Genomic DNA, 22,899 nt, shown 5'->3' on the forward strand with positions numbered 1-22,899 from the left:
ATTATAGCTTTTTTATACCTAGATATTTTACGTAAACCCGATCGCACCTTGGCGTCTCCACACCAGTTGTCGGTAGATATCCGCTATTTTCGTACATTTTAACAGCTTCTTTGAGAATGCTGGCAGTTTCAATCCAGATTTCCTCAAAGCCGCGAGCAATAATTTTACTTTCCAATTCTTGCAGTAAAAATTTCCCCAAACCTTGTCCTCTTGCTGCTGGCAAAATATACATTTTGCGAATTTCCACAGCATTATTCCCGCGCTCAATCGGATAGTAAGCCGCCGTACCCACTATTTTATCCTGCCGTTCAACTACCCAAAATTCCCCGCCTTTATTGTGATAATGCAGTTCTACATCATAGACATCTCGATCTGCCCCGTGAGGTTCGCATTTTAAACCGTACTCTGCTAAAACATCCCTAATTAAATAGAACGCCTCAGCGCGATCGCGCGTTTCCCAGGAACGAATTAAAAAATCCAGATGTTGGGTTTTCATTGGTTGTTGCAACGTATATTTATTTTTTGACTTTAACAACTGTAAAATTACTAATTTTTTGTGTTTTACAGTCTTTAAGTGCACCTAGCTTTTAACTGTGAATTCTCGGTTCGGGATGAAGACTTGCCAGCAACTCGCTCTCTACTAATGATAATTCCTCCAGCCTGTCAATCACAAGAGCGCGATCGAAATAAGTTGTTGCCAAAATCCAATATACCCCGTAATGGCGCGCTTCCGAAGCCATCAAACTGCGGTAAAACTTAGCTAATTCCGCGTCGGGACAGCGATCGCCCAGCAGTCCCAACCGTTCGTGACTGCGCGCTTCTATCAAACCAGAAACCAACAAAGAATCCAAAAGTCTCTCCGGTTCCTGCTTGCGAATTTGGCAGGACAAACCGGCACCGTAGGGAGGTGCGGCCAAAGGGGCTAAAGCAATGCCGCGCTTTTCTAACCGCTGGTTGACTTGCTCGAAATGCTCTAATTCTTCGCGGGCGATCGCCGTTAGCATCCTCACCAATTTTTCCCTTGCTGGGTAGCGAAACATTAAATTTAACGCTACTCCCGCCGCTTTCCGCTCGCAGTGAGAATGGTCTAATAAGATTGTATCCAAATGGGCGATCGCCTGTTCGATCCAAGCTTCCGAAGTCGGCTGTTTCAAAAACTTAATAGTTGGCAGTGTTGAAGTCATACCATTTTGGATTTTAGATTTTAGATTTTAGATTTTAGATTAGTCATTGTAGGGTGCGTCAGGTTAGGATGTTTTCTCACATTGCGGATTGTTTTGCCTGACGCACCTTATCCTATAATTAGCGCGTTATCCTATTCTTACACAATTTTTCAAACACCCCATACATATCACCAGCAAACTTTTTCGCATTCCACAGCGGCGACAAATTGGCTGGATCTTTAGATTTCACCAACTGTGCTTTAATTGCATTTCTCAATTCACGATCTTTGCCCAATTTTACACCCACTTCCACATATTCCGACCAAGACAAAGCCACGCCTGTTTCAATTCCCAAAGTCTGCAAAAACGAATAACCCATTCTCGACAAAAATTGCTCTCCTGTGCGAGTCACCACCGGCAAATTAAACCACAAAGCCTCTAAAGTGTGAGTTCCTCCGTTGTAAGGATAAGAATCTAACAAAACATCTGCCAGCAAATAGATAATTCTGTGTTCTTCCTCAGTAGCAAACCTCGGCAAAAACTTAATTCGGTGCTTGCTCACTTTCTCAGCTTCGCAAGCTTGGTGATATGCAGCCTCAAACACCGCAGCATCGCCTAAAGCTTTGTGAACTAAGATACTGTTCGGCACTTGTTTGAGAATCGCAATTTGTGCTTTTACCAACTCGTAATTGAATTTTCTGCCGGGAGCGACGCACAGGTAAACTATCTGATCCAAACCGATCCGATTCGACCTTCTCAAGGCAACGGGATCGACTCCATATCTCTGAAAACCGGACACCGCTACAAAGGAATCAGGCATCCTAATTAGCTGCTCGTCATAATATTTTTCCCGCCCGGCTGGGTGCGAGTGCCCGTCTGTAAGAAAATAATTTTCCGGCGATATGTAAGGGGCGTCAAATCCCAGCCAAGAAACACAAACTGGTGCGGGTTTTTGGTAGAGAATGTCAGCGTGAACTGGTACGCTGAGAGAATCTAAATCAACTAAAACGTCCAATTCATCTTGCTGAATTTGGTCGATAATTTCGGCAGAATTGGCAAGTCCGTTCGGGTAGGTTGTGGGAAAACTCAGTTTGCCCCAAGTTTCAAATTGCTGAGTGCGATCGTCGGGAACAATTCTTTCGGAAGCGTACAAATACACATTGGGTGTGATGTCGGACAATTCGCGAATGATGTCAGCGCTGCACCAACCTACAGAATGGCGGCTGAAGTGATTGGACAAAAAGCCGATTTTTAACTGGCTGGATGGGTAACTTGGTTTGAAACTGTAATTTGCGGGTTGAGAAAAATTAGGTTTAATACATTGGTCGATATACTTTTGGGCAATTAATCTGTAAAGTTTTGAGTTGGCTGCCAAGTCATCTCGCAAATAGGGCGTGCTGAATAACAAGTTTGCATAAAGCGATTTAATTTCCACCGGGCTAGCGGTTTCTAAGTTTTGCTGCAAGTACGACTCTAGCTCTAAAAATCGATCGCCCGCAATTTGATTTAATCCCGACACTTGATAGGTGCTGATGAAGTAAATCGCGGTCATAATTGGATCGGTTTCGGCACACATTTGGCTGTATTGGTGCACGGCTTGCCGCGCGGCAGCTAAATTGCTAGTATCTCTGAGGATGCCGCACAAATGTTGGTGGGCAGAAATAAAATCGGGTTTAATTTCTAGAGCTTTTTGAAGGTTGGGTATGGCGTCTTTAAATTGACCCTGGTGGCGCAAAACTCGGCCAATTTGACAGTATGCTTCGGCTAAATCGGGTTTGAATGCGATCGCCTGCTGCCATGCAGCCACCGCCTCATCTAACTTCCCTTGCCGCGCTAATTTATCTCCTAAATTTAAGTGAAAATCTACCTGAGCCAGATGGGGATTGAGTTCGAGAGCTTTTTGCTCGTATGCTACCGCTGCATCCTGTTGCCCCTGCTGCTTCAGTGCCCCTGCCAAATTCCAGTAAGCAGCAGCCAAATTCGGTTTAAGTTCGATCGCCTTTTGGTAATTGACAATCGCCTCCACCAAACGCCCTTGTTTGTAGAGCATACTGCCCAAATTAGCATAAGCCTCAGCAAAATCGGGATTCAGGGCGATCGCCTCGGAATAAAACCGCATCGCTTCCTCAATTTGGCCGCTTGCTTGCTGCACATTGCCCATTGTCACGTAAGCCGCCGCCCAATCCGGTTGCAATTCCAGAGCTCGGCGACAAGCAGCGACGGCTGCTGCTAAATTGCCTTGAGAGTAATAGGTTTCTGCAATGACTGTCAGCGATGCAGCATCTTCTAATTCGGGTGTTTCGGATTGGTTGCGAAAATCGGAATTCATTTGGCGGCCTATCTGTGCTATCAAGTTAAAGGTTGAATCTATATTATTTTGCAGAGTAGCAGTTTTAGCGGAACTACGGGCGATCGTCACAGAGAATTTATGAGCGACAAGCAAGCGACACAGCGCCAACATAACATCAAGTGGAAACCAAACCTCGTGCTGGGGATACTCTTGTTAACCTTAGCAATCCCCTTACCCTTTGCCCAAAAAACTTTCGCACAGCAGCAGCAGACAGCCAGCTTTCGGCAGAAATTATTTCAAACTGCTCTTTATTTCACCCTATATTTTGAGGGTGGATTCAGCAATCACCCAGCCGATAAGGGCGGCAGAACTTATCGGGGCGTCTTGCAAACGGAATACAACGCCTACCGCTACAGTCGCGGGCTTCCGCCCCTCGACGTGACGCAGATGTCGGAAGCAGAGCTCCTAGAAATTTATCAATATTACTGGGATTCGAGCCTCTCCGGCACGATGCAGCCGGCTTTGGCGATCGTCATGTTTGACACCGCCGTTAATTTCGGTATTAATAACTCAATTACCTTTCTTCAGCAAGCATTAGGATTGCCGCAAACGGGAGTTTTTGACCCGCGCACCAAGGAAGCGCTGAAAGGGGCAAATAACAGAAATACCGCGCTGCAAATGATTAATGAACGAATTATTTACCGCTACAAAAGGGTGCAAGAAGATCCGACTCAGATGGCTTTTTTCCGGGGTTGGCTGAGTCGCGATTACAGTTTGTGGGGGTATGTGAACAAGATTAAGTAGTTGGGAATTGGGCATTGGGCATTGGGAATTGGGCATTAATATCAATTCCGGCAGCGCCGGAATTATATAGAGGACACGGCAGTTCCGTTTCCCTACCTCGATTAATTGTAGGGACGAGCGGCACTCGCCGTGTCCTGATTTCGGGTTATATTAATTCCGATGCAACCGCATTTGATATGATATGAGAATTGGGAATTGGGCATAATCGGGATGCCCGCTACAAAGAGATGCAAGATGTCAGATGCACTAAATTAGCCCGATGATTCGCTCGAACTGATAACCAGGAAAAACTCGATCGATCTTTTGCTCATCCAGTCCTAAATGACTCTCCAACAAAGTAGCAATTACATCTCGAAAATCCGTCGTCACTGCTAAATCGCGCTTTTCATGCAACTGAGTTTCATCCAATCCCGGCCACTCGCCGTAAACTTTGCCGCCCTTAATTTTGCCGCCCAAAACCCAGATTACATTCCCGTGTCCGTGATCCGTACCGCCGTTGCCGTTTTCGCGCACTGTGCGGCCGAATTCTGAAATCACCGCGATCGCACTTTCTGGATAAACATCGCCCAATCCCTGTACCAAATTCGCCAAACCCTGTCCCAGAGGGCGCAAGCGTCCAGCTAATTGCCCTTGAGAACTTCCCTGGTTGACGTGGGTATCCCAGCCGCCGAGGGCGAGGAAAGCTAGCTGGATGCTGGAGTCTCTCGCCATCAGCCTTCCGAGTTGCGCTGCTTCGTTTGGAAAACCATCGACGGTAGGTGCACCGTTGTTGGCGGCTTTCATTTCTGCATCTAAGTAAGTCAGCAGGGTTTGGCGGGCTGCGCGACTTTCTCGGTATGCAGCGCCTAGTTTGTCGCTGTCGCTGTAAAGTCGATCGAATGCGCTAGCGATTTGGGGTCGATCGAGGGCCGAACGGCGGCTAGCATTTTTACCTAACTCTAAGCTGGCAACTGCCATTTTTCCCGATAGGATGCGGGGTGTGGTGGTGCTGGCATTCAGGGCTTGGATGGGAGAATCGGTGGACATGACTGACAGCAGGCGATTCATCCAGCCGTCGGGGGTGTTTTTTTTGCCGGGGGTGCCGCTTTCCATGTAGTCTTGGGCGTCGAAGTGCGATCGGGTGGGATCGGGAGAACCGCAAGCGTGGGTGAATGCGAGGCTTCCTTGCTTCCACAGGGGGGCGATCGGACTGAGTGCGGGGTGGAGTCCGAAGCGGCCGTCTAGGTCGATCGCGCCGCCTTGTAGTCCCGGTTTTGGTATGGCTATTTTGGGTCGAGATTGATAGTAATTTGCTTCTTGGTAGGGAACAATTACGTTTAAGCCATCGACTGCGCCCCGTAAAAAGATGACGATTAATCGTTTGTTATTTTTGTTTGGGGCGGCGGCTTTTACTGCTAAACCGTGAAGTCCGATCGAGATAATTGTGGAAGTAGAAAGCAGTCCGGTTTGGATGATAAATTGGCGTCTGTTCATAATTTCTTAGTCCGCGTAGGCGGACGAAAGTTTGTATAGTAGCGGTTTCAACCGCGCCCGATATCGAGAGGGTAATGAAGCAGAATTTAGTATTATTTGTGCATAAATTCTGGACTGCCCAAGATTAAGGCGGCGCGCAAATTAGCGGGACTGGAGTCGATCGCACTTTTTGTCCGATCTGAAAATTGATTTCCCAAAGTATTAGCTAATTGCAACGCATCGATCGGATTCCCAGTCTTTTTTTCACCCGTTACCAAGGGCTGGTTAGAGGGAGCGATTACCAGGGGCAACATCCATCCCGACTGATTTTTATTAGCGGGAGGAGAGTTTAGGGACAAGCGATCGCTCGCCAAAGCATTTACAAAATCTAACCGGCGGGCGATCGCATCTGGATTCAGCCACGCATCTTGAGTATTCTTGTAGCCATCGGGAGTTGGGCAGGCGTAAGGAGCCATTCCTAGCTGTTGCAAATAGCTATACAACGGCTGAAAGTTTTCTACTTGTTTTCCGGTCAATCGCACTGCCGACATAACATATTGATAGGGAGTTTTTAACTTAGCATTGTAGTTTTTTTCACTCCAAAATTCCGGGCTGTGGAACAAAGTATTTAAAACTTCGCGGATGTCTCCGTCTGTTTCTAGAAAGCGCTGGCTGAGTTTATCTACCAAGACTTCGGGTGGGCTGTCGGCTACAAAATATTCAGCTAATTGATAACTTATGTGTTTAGCTGTAGCTGGGTTTTTGGCTAAAATATCTAAAGCTTGTTCTCCCTCGTTTTCGCCCATACCTTTGATAGTCTTTCCGAGAAATACTTTATCGCTAAAATCATGACGTTTGGCATCAAAATAAAAGCTGTAACCATCACTTTGATTGGCGCGAGGCGGAAATCCCCAGCCCGTAAAAATCCGAGCTAATGCGATTACATCTTGTTGCGTGTAACCGCCATTTACTCCTAATGTGTGCAGTTCCATTAGTTCGCGGGCATAATTCTCATTCAATCCTTGAAATCTGCCTTTTGCTCCGCTGCTTTTGGGAGCGGTATTTTGCCAGTTATCTAAATAGTATAACATGGCTGGATTGCGGGCAGTTGCACCTAACAAATCGCGGAATTTCCCCAAAGTGTAGGGGCGAATTGCTTCTTGTTCGTAGGCTCCCATCCACAGTCTGGTCAATCCTTTATTTGAGTAAACGTTGAAGTGATTGTACCAAAAATCCACCATAACTTCTTGGAGTTGGCGGGGACTTTCGGCTGCTCGTAGCAAACGGGCTTGTACTGCTTGTTGGATGATGAGGCGGGCTTTTTTTCGGGCGGCTGCGAGTGCTTCGGGAGTTGGTTTTGAACCGTTTTTTTGGCGGGGGAGGTCGTATTCGGCGAAGAGTTCTGCCGGTGTTTTTTGCAAAGTTTCTAAGCTGTTAATTCTGTCAGTAAGGTTCTGAGGTTCGGGGATGGTTTTTGGGGAGAGTTGCTGTTGGATGTAATTTTCGGTCCCGATCGCTCGCACTTTTTCGATATCGCCCGATCGGGGGCCAAAACTCATGCGGTTAAGCAGGTGTAAAATTTTGGAACTGTCGGGGGGAGTGGTGGCACTGCTGGCGGTAATTAGTCCCAGCCACAAGTATAGGGATACTGTCGCATATTTTAGTTTCAGATTCATAGTAGCTACCGGAAATGTTGCTAATATTCTGGATACTTTAGACTCGCACAGCAGTACAAAGGTTCAATCCCTAGACAAAGAGAGATTATCGGCGGTGCAACTCTACTTCGTTTTCGAGAATTCGCACATGATAATGAGCCAGAAAATCTTGTCCTAAAAGCCCCTCGGTTGACCTAGGGGCGATCGCAACCTGTACATTATCTAGCAAGCGCGTGTCTGCGATCGCATTTTCGAGGTCAATAATCTGCGACTGAATTGAAACCCGTTCCCCAAATGACATCGCCGTCGGCTGTAAGCGCATCGCTTCCTTGTAATCGGCGATCGCACCTTGAAAATTCTGGAGTTTTGCGCGCACTTGTGCTCTGGGCCGATAAGCTTGTGCAAACTTGGGATTTTTTTTCATAATGCGATCGAGGGTTTGCAGTGCTCCTGATAAATCTCCAGTTTCTATTTGTTTTAATGCCTTTTGATAATCTGCTTAGCTCATCTTTCAGAATAAATTAATTTTCTTTCTTTCAGTATAACTTCTACTTATTCGCTCTTGATTACAGTCCTCGACGCAGAACCTCTATCTGTAGAGTGCAAAGCTGAAAAACACCTTACCGCTATAACTAGCACATCAAACACTTTTTGTGTAAGTCCCGATACTAGATCGTTAAAATCCGTGAATTTACCTTAACACATCAACCATTTGTCAAGTAAATTACTTTCATCTAAATCAGAACTTAGATTCATAAAAATCATATTTATTAAGATATATTTCAAACTTCAAAAATCCTAGTAATTTTCAAATAAACCGTCTATAACAAAAATATAAAATTCGAGTCTCTAGCTGCTGCACAACTAACTTAACCAATGAAACTATGACGGTAGAAGAAGCAATAATTTTTTTGGACAATCTGGTATACGAACAAACGGAAAAACACCTGAGTCGGTTGCAACAGTCGATAGTTCGAGGCGTTGTAGAAGGTTTGACGTACCAAGAAATTCAGCAAAACGATCCGATCGCCCGCGGGTATACAGTGGGCTACCTGGGGCGGTATGTCGGCTACAACTTGTGGAAAGACCTCACCAAGGTACTGAAGGAAGCAGAAATTATTGGACAAGAAGAAAGAGTCGTCGGAGCAAATCTTTGGGACTGCATCATGAGATCTGTACAAAAAGGCACACAACCAGCTAATTCTGTCGATCCGATGTTGCAAAAGCTGCTGCGGATGCGTTACCGAATTAGAGAACATTTGGTGAACACGGAGTACAGCGATACCTATCTAGCTGAAGATGAAAATTTGCCCGATCGCCCTTTCTGCGTCGTCAAGCGCCTGAAAAGCCAGTCTGAGAAGACCAGCCAGTTATTCGATCGAGAAACGCGGGTTTTATATCGATTGGGCAAACACGATCGGATACCAGAATTGTTAGCTCGCTTTGAAGAAGATGGATATTTTTATTTAGTCTATCAATTCATCGAAGGGCAACCCTTGTATCAAGAACTAATCGAAGGTCAACCCTGGGAAGAACATCAGGTTATCGCTTTGTTGAAAGATATATTGGAAGTGCTGGTTTTTGTTCACAAACAAGATGTAATTCACCGCGACGTTCACCCTCAAAACTTAATCAGGCGCACCTCTGACAGCAAAATTGTATTAATTGACTTTGGCGCAGTTAAAGAAATCAACACCTCGCACAACAGCACCGGTCACACGCGATCGCGCGGCGGTACTCAGCAAGAATACATTTCCCCCGAACAAGCCATCGGTTCACCGAAATTTTGCAGCGACATATATGCTGTCGGGATCATCGGGATTCAAGCCTTGACAGGAATGCGCCCGAAACAACTCAGAGTTGATAATTTAGGCAATCTCATCTGGCAGAAAAATGCAACTGTCACCCCGGAGTTGGCTCGCGTTTTAGACCAGATGGTGTTGTACGCTTTCCCCCAGCGTTACCCGTCAGCAACCGAAGCTTTGGAAGCACTTCAAAAGTTGGGAGTTAGTTGACTGTTGTCAGTTGACTGTTGACTGTTGACTGTTGGCTGTTGTCATTAGTTGATGAACTAAACTCAACACGATTGTATGGGAGCGTCTGTAGGGACACGGCATTGCCGTGTCCTTACCGGGCTCTGCTACTTTTAATAATTGGTATAAGATTGAGGATTGTAGTAAGACTTTTTAAGTAAAAAAAAAGCGATTTAGTGTAGATTGTCAAGTCTTTTAAAGAACAGTTTAGTGTAACTTTTTTGTCGATCGCATTTCCCACAGCCACAGCACCCGGTTTACAATCCGATCGATCTTGTTGCAGAGTGATTCATCCGCTACCATTATCCCTCGATGTACTGAGTAAAAACACTCGGTCTTGCCGATGAATCGGGCGCCAATTTCCGAAATCGAAGGGACAACGAACAAGGAACAAGGAATTTTATATTAAAATTTACACAAAAAAAAGTCGTTAATCCTGCCGAATGCCTTCTAAATAAGAGCCTTCAACTTTCGTTTGACGATATATCTAAAGTTAGATAAAATAATTCATATTTTATGCTTGGCAGCTTTGAGAAAATCTTAAGCAGCTTTGTATAGCGGGCAACAATATCACTAGAGTGTTTATTGTTACCTTAGATACGTAGAAACCAAATAATTAGAGGGATCGAGAAATTGGAAGTTTTTGAACGAGCACAACAACTGCAAACGCCCTCAACCCGAATGGCTGCTGTCCAGTCTTTTTCCAAAAAAGCTAGTATTGCAGTAATGGCGATCGGCTGTACAGTCCTTTTGGGTTGGATATTCGATCTGCAAATGTTAAAAAGCATTCTGCCCGGACTGGTGACGATGAAAGCCAATACTGCGGTCTGCTTTATTTTGGGCGGGTTTTCTCTATTCATCCAACAGATCCGGCGCCCAAAATTAACAGCAAGACAGCCTCACAAAAATCATAAATATTTAATTTTGGGATGTTCATTTTTAATTATATTAATTAGCCTATTAACCCTAGTTCAATATATCTTTAATTTAGACTTAGGCATCGACCAACTGCTATTTAAAGAAAGTTACACCTTGACAATCACCGGAACACCAGGACGCATGGCACCGAATACTGCTGGTGCTTTTTTATTGCTGGGAACAGCGCTGCTGTTGCTGTCAGAACGTCGGCCTAAATACCTGCGGATTCAAATCTTAAGCAGTTCAGCATTTTTAATTGCATTTACGGGTTTGATAGGCTATTTCTACGAGAAAGCTTTATTTTACCAAATTGGCAATAATACAGGGATGGCTTTGCACACCTCCGCAGCATTTATGTTGCTGAGCTTCGGCATTTTATTTGCCAGTCCAGAGCGAGGATTGATAGCAGTAATGACGAGCGATCGCGCGGGCGGCATCATGGCGCGGCGCTTGTTGCCACGGGCAATCATTATCCCGCCTGTAGTCGGTTATTTCATCCTATCGGGAGAGCGGTTACAAGCCTACACGCCGGAGGTAGGGATATCGCTGTTAAGCGTATTGAACGTGATTATTTTTACAGTTCTGATTTGGCAGAATGCCAAAACTCTCTGCACCGCAGACCGGAAGCGCTATCGAGCGGAACTGGGACTGATAAAAGCTAAATCAGACTTAGAAACTCAAGTTGAGAAACGGACTATCCAACTGCAAATCACCAACGAGCAATTGCAGGAGCAAATTTTTGAATCTCAAACAACAAAGCAGGCGCTTCAAAAAAACTACAATCTGTTGATGGCAGTCATTAACAGTACGCCCGAAGCCCTATTTGTAAAAGATATTCAGGGCTGTTACCTAATGCTTAATGCGGCAGGAGCTCGTATAATTGGCAAGTCTGTAGACGACATTATCGGCAGAGATGACAGCGAGTTATTTCCTCCTGAAATTGCGGCTAATATTAGGAAAACCGATCGCCCAATTATGGCAGCGGGAACAACGGAAGCGATCGAAGAAGAGCTGCCAGTTAAAGGAAATTTAAGAATATTTCTTTCTACAAAAAGTGCTTACCGGGACGGGTTAGGAAAAATCAGCGGTATAGTTAGCATCGCGCGGGATATTACTGAGAGCAAACAAGCCGAAATCGCCAACAGAAGTTTAGCAGCCATTCTGGAAGCAACCCCGGATTTTGTAGGTATCTACAACCTCGAAGGACGCGCCATTTACATTAACAAAGCCGGCAGAAAAATGGTGGGTATCGGCGAAAACGAAGATATATCCAAGCGAAAAGTTGCAGAATTCACGGCAGCCTCAGCCCGCAGCAATTTGAAACAAGCGATCGCCACCGCTGTTTCCGAGGGCTTTTGGAGTGGAGAAACAGCCTTCGTGTCAGCAGCATCGGGACTCGAAATTCCCGTCAGCCAAGTCATCATCTCCCACTCGGCACCGGGTGGCAAACTCGCATACATTTCGACGATCGCCCGCGACATCAGCGATCGCTTCCAAGCTGAACAGGCGCTGCAACTGTCTCAAGCTCGTTTTGCCGGCATTGTAGAAATTGCCGACGATGCGATTATTTCGGTGGATGCTGAGCAAAAAATTATCCTGTTCAACCAAGGTGCAGAACGGATTTTTGGGTGGACGGCTGCGGAGGCGATCGGGCAATCCCTGAGCCTGCTGTTGCCCGAAGCTTTTGCCACGAATCATAGTCACCTCGTCAGCAATTTCGGCGACAACGTTCAACAAGCCCGAACAATGGGCCACCGCAAAGAAATTTTCGCCCGCCGCCGAGATGGTACGGAATTTCCCGCCGAAGCTTCTATTTCCAAACTCGAAGTGGCAGGGGAAATCATATTCACAGCTATTTTGCGCGATGTGACAGCCAGCCGCCAAGCCGAAGAATCTGTGCGTCTGAGCGAGGAAAGATATCGATCGCTGGCAATGGCAACCGCACAGATGGTTTGGATGACAGACGCTAGCGGAATCTTCGATAAGCCTCAGCCTGATTGGATAGCTTATACGGGCATGAGTTGGAAAGAGAAGGACAACTGGATAGAAGCAGTGCACCCAGAAGACCGCGATCGCACAATAGAAGCTTGGATGCGGGCCCTAGAGACACAAAGTCTCTACGAAGTCGAGCATCGCTTGCGGGCGGCAGACGGCAGCTACAGACACTTCTGGGTGCGGGGCGTCCCCCTTTTGGCAGCCGACGGCAGCGTTCGCGAGTGGGTGGGAACTCACACCGATATTAGCGATCGAGTCCAAGTTTTGGAAGCACTCAAGCAGTCGGAGGGACAGTATCGAGTGCAAGCAGCCGAGCTCGAAAAAGCTGTCCACGAGTTGCACCAAGCTCAAACTCAACTAATCCAAACCGAAAAAATCTCTTCTCTCGGGCAGCTAGTCGCCGGCGTCGCCCACGAAATTAACAATCCGATTAACTTCATTTACGGCAACATCACCCACGCCAGCCAATACGCCACAGACTTACTCAGTTTGCTCCATCTTTACCAGGAGAAATACCCAAATCCCGTCCCAGAAATTGTAGAAGCAGCCGAAGATATTGAAGTTGATTACTTAATGGAAGACTTTACGAAGATTTTGGAATCAATGAAAGTAGGAGCCGATCGCATCCGCGACTTAGTTGTATCCTTACGCAACTTTTCCAGACTCGACGAATCGCAGATGAAGCGAGTAGATATTCACGAAGGAATCGAAAGCACTTTGCTAATTTTGCAGCACCGCATCAAAGCTAATGTACTTCGTCCCGCGATTGAGATTATCAAAGAATACGGCAATTTTCCACCAGTCGAGTGCTATGTAGGTCAGCTCAATCAAGTATTTATGAATCTTTTAGGAAATGCGCTCGACGCCCTAGAAGAGTACAACAGCACTCATTCTTCCAAAGAAATATATTCTCGCCACAACACAATTCGGATTAGCACCAGTGCCAATTCAGACACAGTAACAATTCGGATTGCAGACAACGGGATGGGAATCAATCAAGAAGTTATTGGCAAGTTGTTCGATCCATTTTTTACTACTAAACCCGTCGGCAAAGGTACAGGCTTGGGACTGTCAATCAGCTATCAGATTATAGTTGAAAAACACCGAGGCAAATTGCAGTGTATTTCTACGCCTGGGGAAGGTGCAGAGTTTGTCATCGAGATTCCCATTTGCCAGGAAGTATCAGCGCTGCCTGCCGAAAACACCAAGGAAATGGTCAATCTATTTTAGATTTTAGATTTTAGATTTTAGATTTAAGCATTGACTTGCGCGAGATAAATACGTTCGGCTCTTTATCGGATACAGGTTTTTTATTACTGGACGGATGAATCCGGGGGCTTGTATCCTGGATGCTTTCGGTCATTAGTCATTAGTTTCAGGGCTGACCCATCGGGGGGGCTAGAACCCGGTTTCTAGGAGTTTTGCGTTGAGTGACGAGAAATATAGCAAGAAACCGGGTTTCTGAGGTAGCGAGTGCATCCAGGACTTGCATTTGGATCTCGTAGTCGGAAAACTTTGATTTTCACGAATGTCGGTACTCTCCTCTTCTCGATCGCCCTAAATCGAAATAATTCTTTACAATAACAAAGTAACAATCCAATTAACTTTGACAAAATCCCTTGAAAATGCCTGTAAACCTACTTTCTCCAACAACAGCCTCCACGGAAACACAGACACTCGACTTTGACATAGCCATCGTCGGAGGCGGCATAGTCGGGGCCACCTTAGCCAGCGCCTTAAAAGATTCTGGATTGAAAATCGCCATAATTGAAACCCAACTCCCCGCCGCCGCCGCGGCCAAAAAACAAGCCTATGCAATCACCCTGCTATCAGGAATGATTTTAGAAGGCATCGGCGTGTGGCAACAAATCTTGCCGCAAATCACCACCTTCGAGCAAATTAGCCTCTGCGACGGCGACTATCCCGGTGTCGTCGAATTCCACCGCCCGGATTTGGGAAATACTGGCAAATTGCCCGTACCAAAAACAGCTTTAGGTTACGTTGGCGAGCACCGAGTCATGCTGTCAGCTTTGCACGAATGTTTGGCAGAAAACCCGAATTTCAGTTGGGTTTGTCCGGCGGAAGTAGTCGAAGTAAAATATTTAACTAATTGCGCCGAAATAGTAGTCAAACAACACGGCGAAACTCGCACAATTCGCACTAAATTATTAGTCGCCGCCGACGGTTCGCGATCGCGCATCCGCACCGAAGCCAACATCAGCACTCGCGGCTGGAAATACTGGCAATCCTGCGTTGCTATCACTATTAAAGCAGAAAAACCGCACAATGATATCGCTTTTGAGCGCTTTTGGCCGAGCGGCCCGATGGGAGTATTACCATTACCGGGGAACCGCTGTCAAGTAGTTTGGACAGCACCCCACGCGGAAGCGAAAGCTTTGCAACAAATGGATGAAAAAGAGTTTTTAGGTTTGTTAGAACATCGCACGGGCGGGCTTTTAGGGCGTTTGGAATTGGAGAGCGATCGCTTTTTGTTTCCGGTGCAGTTAATGCAGAGCGATCGCTACGTTTTGCCCAGATTAGCGCTAATTGGCGACGCGGCCCACTGCTGCCATCCCGTCGGCGGCCAGGGATTAAATATGGGCATTCGAGACGCAGGGGCGATCGCCCAAATCTTGCAGCAAGCCCACCAAAAAGGCGAAGATATCGGCGATTTGCGAGTATTGAAACGGTATCACAACTGGCGCAAAAAAGAGAATTTAATCGTGTTAGGATTTACCGATTTTCTAGACAGATTATTTTCTAATACTTGGCTGCCAATTGTAGCATTTCGCCGCTTTGGATTGTGGTGTTTGCGGACAATTCCACCAGTGAGGTTTTTAGCCTTGCGCTTGATGACCGGTTTAATGGGTCGGCCGCCGGAATTAGCGAAAAATTAGGACTTACGCACGGGTAGTCAGAAACCGGGTTTTTGCGAGAATACTTCGTTAAAACCCGTATAAACTGCCAAAAACCCGGTTGATTTGCTATTTATGCGTAATTCCTATAGAAGTAAAGTTTAACTATTAGCAAAATCCCCCGATGTCTAATCTGGAGAGTGTCAAATATTAAAGTCGCTCAAAACGCACCCCAATAAATCGAAGACTCGCCCCTGGAATTTGTCGCCGCTTTACTAATATTATATTCTTGATTTTCAGGCTCGGTAGCGGTGACAAGCGATGGTAAAGACCTAATTCGCAACTCGTTTAGCAAACTGTGAATATTACATGGCTCCGCATCGATAATGCTGGCGAGGGGTAGCAAATTTTTAACTGAATATTCCCCAAGTCTAGCATTAATACTTTCTGCTAAATACGATAGCATAATATATCTGCTAGCACTACTGATAATCTGAAAATTTTTATTGAATTCGTCAAAGTGTTGAGTACCCGGTATATCTGTGGCAATACAGGTTTCATCGCTCAAAAATAAATCTACATTAATTTGACTGGCCGCCGCAACTTGAGCTTTAGCCAACCAGATTAAATCTAAAATTGGTTCCGATTCGCACTCGTGAAAAATCAACCGCTTCAAACCCGATCGCAATTCTGCCGAATTTAAGGTATTTTGCCATTCTAGGCACCAATCGCAGCTTTTGGTATTGCGGGCGATTTTTACTGTTTTCGAGCGTTCTATAGCATCTTTCAACAAAGAAAGACAGCCAACCGATTTAGCAAATTTTGCAGAAACTCTATCGTGCAGTATCCGGTTAGAGTCAATATAATCCTTGCGCCAATGCGCGTCGGGTATGAGAACTTTTTCCGCCAAACAAAGCGTGTTGTTAGCGGTAATAATTGGTATATTGTTAACTGCGACTCCCTGTAATAACTGTTGAGATTCCAGGCGGTTTAGTACCTGAATCGCGCAGTTTTTATCCGCTTCATTTAAAGCATTATTGCCGTACTCTGCTGCTAGTTCTGCCAGGAAGTCTAAGTAGTCTTGTACAGTGGGCGAGATCCTTTGTCCTAATAACTGATAAACTTCGCAATAAGAATTAGAACTAGGTATGGTTGTGCGTCTATTTCCGAAAAAACCAACATCATCTAAAAAAGCGTGTTTGGGCTGCCAAAACTTACCCGTAGACTCATCCCACAGACATTGACGATGAGCAAAACGCTCTTGAATTTGCCGCTTTTGCTCGGCGGAAATACCGCCTTTTACCAAAGTATCGTAAAAATACTTGTAAATCGCCTCGACTGATTGCAATTGTGTCTTTTGATTGTTGGATAATTTAATTTGAACAGTCATTTTCCCAAAGTTTTATGATAACATCAAAGTAGTCGATAACGGTATTTGGTTCTACAGGATCAAAACCCAATGCCTTCTTGATTTCTACCTTCAGTAAATCCCGCTGAGGACGTGCAAATATAAACTTTTGGCTGGCGACTAAAGGAGCATCTTGAATGAAACACAAGTCTTTAGCGCGGTACAATCTAGGTTCAGGTTTTGCAGCACCGAAATATTGGCTTAACTTCTGAGGATTTCCCTCGACAGGAAGCCAAGGTTTATCTACAAGTGCTTCTGGTAGTGTCTTGTTGCTGTTGGCAAGTCTGGTATTTTTGATCGCATCCCAGTTGTCAACGATGTAGTTGAAAATAGCAATGCAGCTATCGGCTACAGCCTCTGCACCCGACCGATTTGCCCTTTGAATGAGATTGTCAACGCAGGCTAAAATGTCATCAGCATCGGGATTTTGTCTCATTCCTAAATCTGAGAAAAATTTCAGCCAAATTTCAGAATTCTGCGAGTAAAATTCCATATCTGGAATCACTGCTACATTCCCGATAATGTTTCGGACTACCTCACTTAAAGGATTATAAGTCAATTGGGCAGATCTCAATCTCCTGTCACTACAGCGTACCAGACGTGCTTTTTTAAGCTCTTCCTGGAATCCGAAAGCATTCTCTCCTGCATTTTCTAACTCTTTGCTAGCTTTAGTCAAGTTATCCCTAATCCAAGTTAGTGCGATTAACTGTTCTTCTGGGGAAAACGAGGCATACTCTGGCAACAAACAGTCACGAATTAGTCTGGCACGGTTGAGTATTGGCACTTGCAAAAGTTGGAATAGTGGCAGCCATTCTCGTTTTTCTCCTAAGCGTAAAAGCCGCAAACTACCTGCAATTTCTGGCGGTTCATATCCGTCGCCCGGAAGGTAGACATTTTCACTGTAGAGGTCAACTATTTCGCCGGAAGTTGTTGGATAAATTGGCAGTTGGCGCAGCTTATTTTTCCTGTTTTTATCGTAATTTATTTGTTCTCGACTTGCCAGGAAATTCAGCAGATATGTATAATGCTGTTCGTTGTAAGGTGGCAAACCTCGATCGCACCGCGAATATACTATGTCTAGGATATCCGGGCCCGTGATACAATAGACTAACTGATTTTTGTGGCGAGCGGCAAATTGTGCGATCGCCCCCTCAAGTTTTGCCGGTGCTTTGACAAGTGTTGCCCCAAAATATTCTACCGCCGCAATTGTTTCCGCCTCAATTCGATCGCCGCGCAACAAAGGAGTGTCAGCAATTTTTGCTTTGTAAAGCTTGCCATTACTGCCCGGAACCAGTGGCACTTTTGTCAAGGCATCGACTGTTTCTTGCGACAGATGTCTCGGATTTATCTTGTAAAAATAATCATAAACTAGAGTCAACCATTCTGCATTAGGAGGATGGGTTGCATCGGGATTCCAATCAATTTCTGACGCAGTTGAATCCACCAACTTAACCAATTGCTTCGCTACTTCCGCAGCAGTCATGGTTGAGATGCCATTTAGATTGTATGCAGGCAATAATTTAGTTAAATCTTGGTGGAGAAACCATTCTGGATAACTGGCAAATATTTCCCTCTGCGCCTCATCTGCAATGTAGATAGTGCCGATCGCATTATACCCAAATACCTGCAAAGTATTGTCAGCCAGAATAGCTAGTGGCAAACCGCGCAAATCTCGACAATTGTCGCTGAGACAATATCGCAGCATATTCCCAATCCACAGCCGATTTCGCAGGCTTGCTTTCGGTGCATCCGACAGCGCAATCCCTAGGGATTTATTTTCGATTAAATGCTTTCGCAAGTTGGCAGCATTGAAGGTTGGTAAAGGCAAACCTGCATCTTTAAAAGCTGCTAAAATCGACTCAGGCAATGGCGGATTTGGAAGATCGATATTATCTGCACACAGCGGTGCTAATAACTCGTCCCAACACTTTTTAGATGGTAAATTTTTGACGGTCGGAGGTGTCACCCATCTTGTCTGTGACATGACTGATCCGGTAATTTTACCCTCATTTACAATTTGTTTTACAGCCGATCGCACAACTGGTTTGTGGTACAATAACTGCATCATAAAGCCCTGCAATTCTTCCAAAGCTTTGCTGGCAGTAATTTTGCTAATCGGCCACAGTTGGTAAAATTTATCTGGTTCAAATACTCCGATATCTTGCACTAAATCTACAATTAAGTTAGCACAAGCATGAGACAAAACATGGCGCGCTAGTAGCCCATTCCAAATAGCTCTAGGCTTGTCTTTTCCTGTTTGGCCGCTGTCGCTACTGAGGTTATCCCGCGAACTATTTAAGTTGAAAAAACCGTTGATGTGAACCTGCCAACCAGTTTCGAGAGGAAGCGGCAAAAAACAGTAAACTTTGCCGGAAACAGGCGGCAGATTTCCCTCTGTACTGGCAGCATTAATTCTAGCAGCCGCACCGGCCCAAGGCACGACTTTTTCTTGGCTTTGGTGCATTGCTTCTATGACTTTTGCCAAATCGCCGCCTTCGTCTGTGCGAATTAAACTGACTATTCTCCAAGTTGACTTGATAGTACGATCGCAACTAATCGTTTCTATCTCGTGGCGGTAAGAAACTGAGACTAAACCGTCATGATTCCGGCGGCACAATTCCAGCAACTTGTCGGGATTATCTGGAATTGCATCAAGGATTTTTTGTCGCGCCGATCGGACTTCTTGCTGATTTTTGGTAACAATCGCTAGAATTTCTTGCCTAGTTCCTTGACTGTTTGCCGGAATTTCGTAGACTCTAATTTCCTGAACCGATTTCAAGAATAGCAAAAGTTCTTCACCAGACTGTCTCAGTTCGTCTAGGAGTTCCTTGACGTTTGATTCAGTAAAAGCTTGTTTGCGAATCTCGCTATTTTTTGCGCTTTCCGTTGTTCGCAGAGGCAGCCGAAATAGAGTACCTTGAAAGTTTGTATCTCCAACTGGCAATCCTCCCGCTGCATAGACTTGCATAAAATCGGGATATTTTTGGTACCATTTAGCATCTGCCAAATTCCACTCGCGCCCAGGTTCTTGCCGAGAAGTGCCGGGAATAGCTGTACCGTGAGGGTCAAAAAAAATGATGCGATCGCGCGACACGAAACTGGGAAAATCTGTAACGTGATAAATTGCATTAAAACCGACACCAAACCTACCCGTTTTCTGCAAGTCTCGCGCTTTTTCGCTTTGTCCCAAGCTGCGAATGCTGTCAAAATCTTTGTCTGCAAACACGCTATCGTTGTAAACTAACATCGCCGGCCCCATTAGCAGTACCATGCGATCGTCTGGCAATGATTTGACGTGATGGTTCCGCCAATCAAGGGTTATTTCGACCCGCGCTGCTTTCGCATCGTCAGCATTTTGAATTAATTCTTTGAGAATCCCCACACCTTCGGGATAATCTCGGATAATTCCCCTCAATCGGGCGATTAAAGGTTCTGATTGATAGAAAGATTTTCCCTCAACTTCGCTGTTGCTGTAAGCCATAGATGTTCTGACTGCAGGAATTTTCAGGCGAGCGCGGGTGTTCGCTCTCTACCAATACTATAACTGATAAATTAGTTCAGTCTTTGACAACATCCATCAACTCTTCAATCAAAACATCGAGGGTGCGAGCTATTTTTTGAATGGATGTGATGTCAACCGTTGCTAGTCCTTCCGATCGCGCATAGTGCCTGACTGTGCTGTACGGAACCTCCGATCGATCGGCAACATCCTTTAGCGTCCATCCCTTTTCGTCAGCAAACTCTCGGATTCGGAACCTAACTAACCCCATTCTACTTGACAAACGATAAGTATCTATGTTTTTAATTCAAACACAATTGTCGATCGACAGTTAAACACTATTTTGTATGGTGCGTCCTTGTCAGAAGTTCGATCGCACTTAAAGATATCTGATGAATCCGCACCCTACCGTACTCGATCGACTTTCTAGAAAAACCACTCAATATAAAACAACTGCCGACAGCCAAAACCGTCAACAGTTGTTTTACATATTCAATGCGGATGGCGAGACTCGAACTCGCAAGGACATAATGCCACACGCACCTCAAGCGTGCGCGTATACCAATTCCGCCACATCCGCTCTTTCTGGCAATCTCCGGGATTTTTGCGTTACGAGTTAAAGATTCACAGGTTGAGGTTCCTGACATTTAACTTGTGACTTGCCCTTTTGCACCGCCGATTTACAATCATAGCACCACTACCAGCAAAATGTAAAATAAATTTTTATGAACAATTTCTGGAAAACGATTATCCAGAACATACCGAAAGGCATTATTGTACAGAATATTGAGTGAATTAAGCAGCGAAGATGGGGTTCTCGAAAATTTTAATCGCTAATCGGGGAGAAATAGCTCTCCGCATACTGCGTACGTGCGAGGAAATGGGGATTGCCACGGTCGCCGTTCACTCCACCGTAGATAAACACGCCTTGCACGTCCAGTTGGCAGACGAAGCCGTTTGCATCGGCCCCCCCACCAGCAGCAAAAGCTATTTAAACATCCCCAACATCATCGCGGCCGCCCTGACGCGCAACGCCGCAGCCATTCACCCCGGTTACGGCTTCCTCTCGGAAAATGCCCGCTTTGCCGAAATCTGCGCCGACCATCAAATTACCTTCATCGGCCCTTCTGCTGCCGCGATGCGGGCGATGGGCGACAAATCCACCGCCAAAGAAACGATGCAGCGGGTGAAAGTCCCCACAGTTCCCGGTAGCGACGGATTGCTGGCGGACGAACACGAAGCTTTGTCGATCGCCCGCGACATCGGCTATCCTGTGATGATCAAAGCCACCGCCGGCGGTGGTGGCCGGGGGATGAGGCTAGTGAGAGAAGCATCCGAACTCCCCAAACTATTCTCAGCAGCCCAAGGCGAAGCCGATGCAGCCTTCGGCAACCCCGGACTTTACCTCGAAAAATTCATCGAAAAACCCCGGCACATCGAAATCCAAATCCTCGCCGACAACTACGGTAACGTCATCCACCTCGGCGAGAGAGATTGTTCGATTCAGCGGCGGCACCAAAAACTCCTCGAAGAAGCCCCCAGCCCCGCCCTCACCCCGAAACTCCGAGATCAAATGGGTCACGCCGCCGTCGCCGCCGCCAAATCCATCAACTACACGGGTGCGGGTACTGTCGAATTTTTGCTTGACAAATCGGGCAAGTTCTACTTCATGGAAATGAACACCCGCATCCAAGTAGAACATCCCGTCACCGAGATGATTACAGGCCTCGACTTGATAGCCGAACAAATTAGGATCGCCCAAGGCGAAAAACTGCAAATCAAGCAAAACCAAGTAGTTCTCAACGGCCACGCCATCGAGTGCCGCATCAACGCTGAAGACCCCGATCGCAACTTCCGGCCCCATCCGGGCAGAATCACCGGCTTTTTGCCTCCAGGTGGCCCTGGCGTGCGGATGGACTCTCACGTTTATACCGATTACGAAATACCCGCTTACTACGATTCTTTAATCGGTAAATTGATAGTCTGGGGGCGCGATCGACCTACAGCCATCCGCAGGATGAAACGGGCATTGCGGGAGTGCGCCATCACCGGCGTCCCCACCACCCTCAGCTTCCACCAAAAAATCCTCGATAGCCCGGAATTTCTGGGCGGCGAAGTTTACACCAATTTCGTCGAACAGTTCATGAACCAAAACAGTCATTAGTCAGTTGGCAGTTGGCAGTTGGCAGTCAACCGCCAACAGTCAACAGTCAACAGTCAACTCTTACATCATCATCGTCAGCAGCCCTTGCTGGCCGAGAATCATTTCTCGCAGCAAGCTACAGATACCCACCCAAATAATCGGCGTAATGTCCACCCCGCCGATCGGCGGTACAATCTTTCTAGTTACGGCTAAAAAAGGTTCCGTCGGCCAAGCAATCAGACTCAACGGCAACTTGCTCAGGTTCACCTCGGGATACCAAGTCAGGACGATCCGAAAAATAAACAGCAAAGTCATCAGCACTAGGACAGAGCCCAGAATCCAACTTGCAACGGTAATACCAGTCATGGGTCTTATCTCGAAATTTTAAGTTTTGTTAAGTCTGCTATTCATAATTTTAACCGTTTGACAGGTGCGAGCGAAAGTATAAAATTAATAAAAATCAAATTGTTGTAACAAAGGCTTGGAATCTATGACTCCTTCTCTCGCGAACTTTTTGTACAGCCTGCTGGTGGGCGTGGTGGTGGTAGTGCTTCCAGCAACGATCGCCCTGATCTTCATCAGCCAAAAAGACAAAATCAAGCGCACCTACTAAATAGTCTGCAGGTCTCTGAGTCCGGCGTGAAAGTCAATTTTCGGCTGCACGTCGGGCATTTCCCCGATCCT

16 protein-coding genes and 1 tRNA gene are annotated in these 22,899 nt (G+C 46.0%); 6 read left to right on the top strand and 11 right to left on the bottom strand.

Going from position 1 to position 22,899, the window contains the following annotated elements; translation table 11 throughout:
- Nucleotide 1: 1 nt before the first annotated feature.
- The 3 genes from OSC7112_RS16425 to OSC7112_RS16435 all read right to left on the bottom strand — a co-directional run bounded on the left by OSC7112_RS16425 (nucleotide 2) and on the right by OSC7112_RS16435 (nucleotide 3,492).
- Complete coding sequence (locus OSC7112_RS16425; protein WP_015176960.1) at nucleotides 2-496, bottom strand: GNAT family N-acetyltransferase; 495 nt, start codon at nucleotides 494-496, stop codon at nucleotides 2-4.
- A gap of 91 nt (nucleotides 497-587) precedes the next feature.
- Complete coding sequence (locus OSC7112_RS16430) at nucleotides 588-1,184, bottom strand: MiaE family protein (RefSeq protein WP_015176961.1); 597 nt, start codon at nucleotides 1,182-1,184, stop codon at nucleotides 588-590.
- 118 nt (nucleotides 1,185-1,302) lie between these two features.
- Nucleotides 1,303-3,492: a tetratricopeptide repeat protein gene (locus OSC7112_RS16435; RefSeq protein ID WP_015176962.1), complete on the bottom strand. Its 2,190-nt coding sequence runs from the start codon at nucleotides 3,490-3,492 to the stop codon at nucleotides 1,303-1,305.
- Nucleotides 3,493-3,591: 99 nt separating this feature from the next.
- Here OSC7112_RS16435 and OSC7112_RS16440 point away from each other — a divergent pair, with 99 nt between their 5' ends.
- Nucleotides 3,592-4,257 carry a glycoside hydrolase family 108 protein gene (locus OSC7112_RS16440; protein WP_015176963.1) on the top strand — a complete coding sequence of 222 codons (666 nt, stop codon included), beginning with the start codon at nucleotides 3,592-3,594 and terminating at the stop codon, nucleotides 4,255-4,257.
- Between the two features lie 246 nt (nucleotides 4,258-4,503).
- Here the strand turns inward: OSC7112_RS16440 and OSC7112_RS16445 are convergent, their stop codons facing one another.
- From OSC7112_RS16445 to OSC7112_RS16455, 3 genes are all read right to left on the bottom strand, one after another.
- Nucleotides 4,504-5,730, bottom strand: coding sequence for a DUF1501 domain-containing protein (locus tag OSC7112_RS16445; protein ID WP_015176964.1), 1,227 nt, complete (start codon nucleotides 5,728-5,730; stop codon nucleotides 4,504-4,506).
- A gap of 92 nt (nucleotides 5,731-5,822) precedes the next feature.
- Nucleotides 5,823-7,385 carry a DUF1800 domain-containing protein gene (locus tag OSC7112_RS16450; RefSeq protein WP_015176965.1) on the bottom strand — a complete coding sequence of 521 codons (1,563 nt, stop codon included), beginning with the start codon at nucleotides 7,383-7,385 and terminating at the stop codon, nucleotides 5,823-5,825.
- Between the two features lie 85 nt (nucleotides 7,386-7,470).
- Nucleotides 7,471-7,788 (bottom strand): tetratricopeptide repeat protein, encoded by a 318-nt coding sequence (locus OSC7112_RS16455; RefSeq protein WP_015176966.1) that lies wholly within the window; start codon nucleotides 7,786-7,788, stop codon nucleotides 7,471-7,473.
- A gap of 460 nt (nucleotides 7,789-8,248) precedes the next feature.
- Here OSC7112_RS16455 and OSC7112_RS16460 point away from each other — a divergent pair, with 460 nt between their 5' ends.
- The 3 genes from OSC7112_RS16460 (at nucleotide 8,249) to OSC7112_RS16470 (ending at nucleotide 15,207) form a co-directional block, all read left to right on the top strand.
- The gene (locus OSC7112_RS16460; RefSeq protein WP_015176967.1) at nucleotides 8,249-9,379 is read left to right on the top strand and encodes a serine/threonine-protein kinase; all 1,131 of its coding nucleotides are present in this window, start codon (nucleotides 8,249-8,251) and stop codon (nucleotides 9,377-9,379) included.
- Nucleotides 9,380-10,030: 651 nt separating this feature from the next.
- Entirely contained in the window at nucleotides 10,031-13,540 is a 3,510-nt protein-coding gene (locus tag OSC7112_RS16465) for a PAS domain-containing sensor histidine kinase (protein ID WP_015176968.1), read from the top strand.
- Between the two features lie 395 nt (nucleotides 13,541-13,935).
- Entirely contained in the window at nucleotides 13,936-15,207 is a 1,272-nt protein-coding gene (locus OSC7112_RS16470) for an FAD-dependent hydroxylase (protein WP_015176969.1), read from the top strand.
- A gap of 178 nt (nucleotides 15,208-15,385) precedes the next feature.
- Here OSC7112_RS16470 and OSC7112_RS16475 read toward each other — a convergent pair whose 3' ends face one another.
- From OSC7112_RS16475 to OSC7112_RS16490, 4 genes are all read right to left on the bottom strand, one after another.
- The gene (locus tag OSC7112_RS16475; RefSeq protein WP_015176970.1) at nucleotides 15,386-16,555 is read right to left on the bottom strand and encodes a hypothetical protein; all 1,170 of its coding nucleotides are present in this window, start codon (nucleotides 16,553-16,555) and stop codon (nucleotides 15,386-15,388) included.
- Nucleotides 16,539-20,054, bottom strand: a complete 3,516-nt coding sequence (locus OSC7112_RS16480; RefSeq protein ID WP_015176971.1) for a sacsin N-terminal ATP-binding-like domain-containing protein — start codon at nucleotides 20,052-20,054, stop codon at nucleotides 16,539-16,541. The genes OSC7112_RS16475 and OSC7112_RS16480 overlap by 17 nt, the downstream gene beginning before the upstream one ends.
- Nucleotides 20,055-20,130: 76 nt before the next feature.
- Entirely contained in the window at nucleotides 20,131-20,343 is a 213-nt protein-coding gene (locus tag OSC7112_RS16485; RefSeq protein ID WP_015176972.1) for a helix-turn-helix domain-containing protein, read from the bottom strand.
- Nucleotides 20,344-20,568: 225 nt separating this feature from the next.
- Nucleotides 20,569-20,652, bottom strand: a tRNA-Leu gene (locus OSC7112_RS16490).
- A gap of 228 nt (nucleotides 20,653-20,880) precedes the next feature.
- Between OSC7112_RS16490 and accC the strand changes: the two genes are divergently transcribed.
- Nucleotides 20,881-22,236 carry an acetyl-CoA carboxylase biotin carboxylase subunit gene (accC, locus tag OSC7112_RS16495; RefSeq protein ID WP_015176973.1) on the top strand — a complete coding sequence of 452 codons (1,356 nt, stop codon included), beginning with the start codon at nucleotides 20,881-20,883 and terminating at the stop codon, nucleotides 22,234-22,236.
- Nucleotides 22,237-22,296: 60 nt separating this feature from the next.
- Here the strand turns inward: accC and OSC7112_RS16500 are convergent, their stop codons facing one another.
- Complete coding sequence (locus OSC7112_RS16500) at nucleotides 22,297-22,581, bottom strand: YggT family protein (RefSeq protein ID WP_015176974.1); 285 nt, start codon at nucleotides 22,579-22,581, stop codon at nucleotides 22,297-22,299.
- A gap of 124 nt (nucleotides 22,582-22,705) precedes the next feature.
- On the opposite strand from OSC7112_RS16500, the gene psbX reads away from it, so the two are divergent.
- Complete coding sequence (psbX, locus tag OSC7112_RS16505; protein ID WP_015176975.1) at nucleotides 22,706-22,828, top strand: photosystem II reaction center X protein; 123 nt, start codon at nucleotides 22,706-22,708, stop codon at nucleotides 22,826-22,828.
- Nucleotides 22,829-22,899: the final 71 nt, after the last annotated feature.

The organism is Oscillatoria nigro-viridis PCC 7112 (assembly GCF_000317475.1).
In the GTDB taxonomy this organism is placed as follows: Bacteria; Cyanobacteriota; Cyanobacteriia; order Cyanobacteriales; family Microcoleaceae; genus Microcoleus; species Microcoleus nigroviridis.